The 5,993-nt window shown below is 38.1% G+C and carries 4 protein-coding genes; 1 reads left to right on the top strand and 3 read right to left on the bottom strand.

The window, feature by feature from the left end:
* The coding region (locus GSY74_RS00020) for an NAD-glutamate dehydrogenase domain-containing protein (protein ID WP_164663059.1) at positions 1 to 1,098 on the top strand (1,098 nt) is incomplete at its 5' end.
* A gap of 43 nt (positions 1,099 to 1,141) precedes the next feature.
* Here the strand turns inward: GSY74_RS00020 and GSY74_RS00015 are convergent.
* The 3 genes from GSY74_RS00015 to GSY74_RS00005 all read right to left on the bottom strand — a co-directional run bounded on the left by GSY74_RS00015 (position 1,142) and on the right by GSY74_RS00005 (position 5,816).
* Positions 1,142 to 2,092 carry a malate dehydrogenase gene (locus GSY74_RS00015; protein WP_164663058.1) on the bottom strand — a complete coding sequence of 317 codons (951 nt, stop codon included), beginning with the start codon at positions 2,090 to 2,092 and terminating at the stop codon, positions 1,142 to 1,144.
* A gap of 91 nt (positions 2,093 to 2,183) precedes the next feature.
* Entirely contained in the window at positions 2,184 to 4,133 is a 1,950-nt protein-coding gene (locus tag GSY74_RS00010) for an FAD-binding protein (RefSeq protein ID WP_223157409.1), read from the bottom strand.
* An 18-nt stretch (positions 4,134 to 4,151) separates the two neighbouring features.
* A complete protein-coding gene (locus GSY74_RS00005) occupies positions 4,152 to 5,816 on the bottom strand; it encodes an electron-transfer flavoprotein:ubiquinone oxidoreductase (protein WP_164663057.1) in 1,665 nt (554 codons plus the stop codon).
* Between the last annotated feature and the right edge of the window lie 177 nt (positions 5,817 to 5,993).

The following is a 5,993-nucleotide window of genomic DNA, read 5'->3' as shown; positions in this document are numbered from 1 at the left end:
TCACTTGATGAGGAGAGGTCAAAAGAGAATTTTGACTCATTTCAAGAGGCAGTTGAGGTGCTACAGAAACATGTTGAGATTTTTAATAAGAGAGATTTTCTGCTTAAAAAACTAGAGACCTATGATGGCAAGATAATTAGACCAATGTTGGCAACTTTGACTCTCTATTCAAAGATATTTCTACAACAGCTTCTGCTTGAATCAGATATGATAGAGGATAAGGCATTTGATTACTATTTCCACAAATATTTTCCAAAAGCTTTTGTGGCAAGATTTGATGAGAAACTCTCTCTGCACCCTCTCAAAAAAGAGATAGTAGCTCTGATAGTCTCAAATAAAATCATCAATGCAACTGGTTCTACTTTTATCTCTGATTTTGATGAACTAGGAGCTGATAAGTTTCTAATGAAGATAAAATCTTATCTGATTCTCAATAGACTATTTGATGCGACAGATGCTAGAAAACTACTCTTTGCTAGTGATTTCACTATCTCAACCGAGAACCAATATAGAGCATTTATAAGTATAGAGAACTCAATCGCTTATGCTCTAAACTCTATGATAGAGCTAGATGGGGAGGAGTTAAACTTCACTACGATCTTATCGTATAAAGGTGCTGTTCAAAATATTTTGGAGAAAGTTATATCTAACCACTCTATCAAATTTAGAGGTCTGGATGTAGAGCTAAATTTCTTCCTCAATATGATTGGGCATATTAAATTTATTGCAGAGATTCTAAAGATTGAGTTTAGCTCAACACACACTTTCCATGAGGTGATAGAGGCATTCTTCTGTATTAGCAAAAAGTTAAAAATTGTAGATTTTGTAATGGCACTAGAGAACAAAGAGCTTACCCATCCAAATGATATGATAATCAAGAATCAACTTGATACTATTGTTAGGTCAATTACAGCAAAGGCGACTAAAGATCTGCTTGATTTTAAAAGAAAAGATGAGTTGCTATCTATTGCTCTTGATAACTATTTCAAAGAGATAGATTTTGATATTGAGTATTTTAATATACTTGAAGATAGAAGTGAAGGTCTCTCTGATATATCTATTGCGGTTAACTATTTGACTGTGAAAATATCTAAATAGATGAAGCTAGAGAATAATCTCTAGCTTTAATCTTTATGATAGCCTAGAGCTTATCAAAAAATCCACCATCTCGTAAGATCTCTATATTTTCTCTAATAGACTCAACAGATTTAGCAAATTTAGCTTTGGTATCTTCATCAAAATCAAGTTCAATAATCTTCTCAACACCATTCGCACCAATAACACATGGAACACCAACTGTAATATCTGTATAACCATACTCACCATCAAGCATAGCACAACTTGGTATTACTTTCTCTTCATCACTCAAAATTGCTTCAATCATAAATGAGATAGCACGACCAGGAGCGTAAAATGCAGATGTTTTGAGATATTTTACAATCTCAGCACCACCATTTTTAGTTTTATCAACAATATCAGCAATATCCTCTTTTGATAAAATTTGAGTCAAAGGCATACCACCAACACCTGTTACTTCTGGATAAGGTATCATATTTTCACCATGGTCACCGATGACGATAGAACGAGTTTGTGCTGCACCAAATCCTGTTTTTTGAAAGATTTGATACGACATTCTTGAACTATCCAATGCTCCACCCATACCAATGATTCTATTTCTATCCCAACCTGTCACTTGATGTACCACATAGGTCATAACATCAAGAGGGTTTGAGACACAAAGGATAATCGCATTTGGCGAGTACTCTTTGATATACTCTGTAACCTCTTTAACAATACCAGCATTGATATTAAGCAGGTCAGCTCTGGTCATATCTTTTTTTCTTGGAACACCTGCGGTAATTACGACCACATCACACTCACTCAAATCTTCTGGTTTAATCGCGGCTCTTACAATTGTACCTCTTGGAGCGTAGTTAGTTGCTTGTGCTATATCTATCGCTTTACCTATGGCTACTTCTGGGAAAATATCATAGAGTAAAATCTCATGACATGTTCCACTCAATGCCAAAGCATACGCTGCACTTGCTCCTACGGCTCCTGCTCCTACTATTGCTACTTTTCTTCCTGTCATATTATTAACCTTTGAAATTTTATTTTTATTTGTAGGGGCAGACCCATGTGTCTGCCCTTTGAAATTAAAGGGTCAACACACGGGTTGACCCCTACAATCCAAATGTAAATCCAGCTTTTACCTTTTCGATAAGCACTGGAACCACATCAGCATAGTCACCCACAATAGCAAAGTCAGAATTTGCAAAAATAGTCTCTTTGGCATTGTTATTAATCGCTACAATAGTATCAGACTCTTTCATCCCTGCAATGTGCTGAACAGCACCAGAGATACCAATAGCGATGTAAACTTTTGGTCTTACTGTTTTACCTGTTTGACCAATTTGTCTAGCATACTCTGATACACCCTCATCAACCATAACACGACTCGCAGCCCACTCAGCGTTAACGCCTTGCTCTTTAAGTGCTTCTGCTAAGTCTTTTACCATCTGCATACCATCACTTGTAGTTCCTCGTCCACCTGCTACGATGATATCAGCTTCAAAGAGACCTTGCATTCCACCCTCACCGATAACGGTTTCGATGATTTCAGATACAAACTCTGACTCATCTAATGTTGGTGTAAACTGGGAAATCACACCCTCTTTGCTCTCATCTCTATCTGGTACTTCAAATGTTCCTGCTCTCGCAGTTGAGATTTGAGGACATACAAAACCGATAATAGTAGCCAGTTTAGACTCACCATAAGTTGGTCTTCTTGACTCCAAGATTGGACCATAGATAACTTGCTCTTTGGTCTCTCTGTTTCTGTGTTTATGCTCACCAATAAGTAGTTCAGTACAGTCAGCTGTTACACCTGAGTCTGTTTTTACACCAATTCTTGGAGCAAGTTCTCGTCCAGCAGTAGTTGCCGCAAATAGTGCAATCTCTGGGTCAATTTTTCTAATCACTTGTGCAAAAGTTTCAGAGAATGGCAGAATTCTATACTCTTCAAGTCTCTCATCATCAACCACAATCACCTCATCAGCACCATGATAGATAAGCTCTTGTGCCAAACCTCCAATATCTTTACCAATCAGAAGAGTTGTAACTTTTGTCCCCTCTTCAAGAGAGTTTGCAAGGTCTCTAGCAGGTGTCAAAAGCTCCAAAGATGGTCTCGAAATCTCACCTTTTACAATCTCTGCCCATGTCAAGATACCAGAAGCACCTTTTCTAAAGTCGATTCTTTTGAGTGTGTCATCTACTTTTTTGGCTTTTTTAGCTTTTTTGGCTTTTACTTCAATGGTATTTTTACCATCTTTCATATGAGCTAGAAGTGAATCAACCAACTCTACCTCATTGTGACCCTCTGCAATTTTTGCAGGAGCTCTTTCACTCTTGATTGTTGCCACTTTTGATACGATAGTTGGAGAGCCACTTTCACCTGGAGTTCCAAGTCCGATAAGCTCTGTTCCTAGATTTACATCATCAATATTAAACATCTTGATTTCAGCTTTTCTAGCTTTTACAGCTCCACTTAGTGTTGCTCTTCTTGGGTCAATTCCTGTTGGAGTGAAGCTCATCGCACAAGGGAGTGGAAGGCTCATCATCTGATAACCACCTTCGATAATTCTCTTTGCATGAACTTTACCATCTACAAAATCAGCTGTTTCTATAAATGTTCCCTGTGGGATTCCCATAAATTCAGCAACTTGTGAAGGTACATGAGCTGTATCACCATCACTTGTCTGACGACCTGCAACGATGATGAAATCTTCATCAAGACCTTTTCCATATCCTAGATGTTTTAACATATGAGAGATAGCAAGACCAGTAGCGTAGGTATCTGACCCACCTAATCTTCTATCACTAAGCAGATACGCTTCATCATAACCCATCGCTAAAGCATTCTCTAGCGATTCATTAAACGATGGAGGTCCCATTGAACATACGATAAGTTTCGCATCTGGGTACTCGCTCTTGATTTGAAGACCAGCTTCCAAACCATATTGACAGTCGATATTAATAATCGACTTCGCTTTTGTTCTATCCATTAAACCATCATCACCCATTCTCATCTCAGATGGTAGTGGTACCTGTTTCATTAAACTAATTATTGTCATATTTTCTACTCCTTCTGCTTACATATTACTATATTCTGGGCCATCACCACCATAAGGTGTAGTCCAAGTTATTCCACCGTTTGGTGATTTGATGTCACATGTTTTACAGTGTACACAGTTCTCTGCGTGGAGTCTTAACGATTTAGCACCTGTATTTCTGTCGGTATGAAGCTCATAAACTTCAGCAGGACAAGCAGCCGCTACAGGCAATCCATACTCTTCGATATTAGAAGATTGGAACTGGGCTTGATTATTCACTACAAGGTGAACAGGCTGATGCTCATCATGCATCGCTTTTGAGTGAAATACACCAGTTACTTTATCAAATGTAATCTTCTTATCCCACTCTAGTTTACCTGCAAATCTCTCTGTAAATGGAACACCTTTGTAGTCGCTAATCTTTTGAGTCTCATCAGCATCAGAGATAGTCTTAGGTACAAATAGACAAGTACCACCAGTAACAAGTTGAACACCCATTTTGAGTCCACCTAGAACCATACCGTCATTCATAACAGCTCTCATGTTTCTAATTGGGTACATCTCTTTATAGATAAAGCTTTTGTTAACTCTCTCTTCATACTCAACAAGAGTATTTTTGCTAGTGTCACCTTTTTCAAATGCACTCATAGCAGTTCTCGCGGCACAGATACCTGAACGAACACCTAGGTGAATTCCTTTAAGTCTAGCAGTAGTCAAGAATCCAGCACTATCCCCAACAATCATTAAATTGTCATCAAAGTACTTAGGCATGGAGTTCCATCCACCCTCTGGCAGTGTTTTTGCACCAAACTCAATAACTTTTCCACCCTCTAAAAACTTAGAGACATATGGGTGAGTTTTCCAAATCTGCATCGCTGCATGTGTATCAAAACTTGGGTCTGCATAGTCAAGTCCAACAACCAATCCAAGAGCTACTCTATTGTCAGTCAGACCATAGATAAATCCACCACCAAATTCTGATTTGTCTTTTAATGGGAAGCCAAATGTGTGGTAAACTGCACCTGCTTCGATATTACCCTCTGGCACTGACCAAATCTCTTTTACACCAAGAGAGTAAATCTGTGGGTTCTTCCCTGAGTCCAAGTTAAATCTATCAATTACTTTTTTAGCAAGACTTCCTCTTGTACCCTCTGCCAAAACTGTAATACTAGCTTCAACAACTGTACCCTCTTGGTAGTTCTTCTGCTTCTCTCCATTGTGGTCAAGACCTGTATCTTTGGTTTTGACACCTGCTACTTTGCCATCAGCATTGTAGAGCATATCATCAACCGAAAAACCTGTATATATCTCTACACCTTTTGCCTCTGCGATAGTAGCTAAATATTTACAAACCTTCCCAAGTGATGCTATGTAGTTGCCATCATTGTTCATGTATGGTGGATGGAATGGAAGTACCATCTCTCCACTATCATTCAATTTTACAGTAACATCTGTAGTAACTTGTGAGTCAAATGGAATCCCATCAAACTCCTCTGCTGTTAGAAGGTCTTTAAATACCTTTGGTCTAATTACTGCACCTGACAGGATATGTGAACCAATCTCACTACCTTTTTCGATGAGCATTATTCTCTTCTCTTCGCCTTTTTCTTTCAACTGATTTGCCAGTTCAATTGCAGTAGCTAGTCCAGAAGGTCCACCTCCTACAATTAACACATCGGTTGAAATTACATCATGATTACTCATTAAGCACTCTCCCATATTTTTAAAATCACTCTATTGCTGTAGTTATATTATTGGATTGTATATTCAAAACATAAAGAATTAAAATAAAATAATCACAGCAATGAAAGCATTGTATAAAATATCAGATTTTGTGATGATTTGCAAATAGTAGGGGGGGGGAATTTGATGTTAGCACCT

Source organism: Sulfurovum sp. bin170 (assembly GCF_010892395.1).
In the GTDB taxonomy this organism is placed as follows: Bacteria; Campylobacterota; Campylobacteria; order Campylobacterales; family Sulfurovaceae; genus UBA1140.
This window is presented reverse-complemented; position numbering and strand designations above follow the sequence as displayed.

Excerpts from the sequence above, each read along its gene's own strand:
- GSY74_RS00015 (WP_164663058.1), bottom strand. The coding sequence starts at position 2,092 with ATGACAGGAAGAAAAGTAGCAATAGTAGGAGCAGGAGCCGTAGGAGCA.
- GSY74_RS00005 (WP_164663057.1), bottom strand. The coding sequence starts at position 5,816 with ATGAGTAATCATGATGTAATTTCAACCGATGTGTTAATTGTAGGAGGT.
- GSY74_RS00010 (WP_223157409.1), bottom strand. The coding sequence starts at position 4,133 with ATGACAATAATTAGTTTAATGAAACAGGTACCACTACCATCTGAGATG.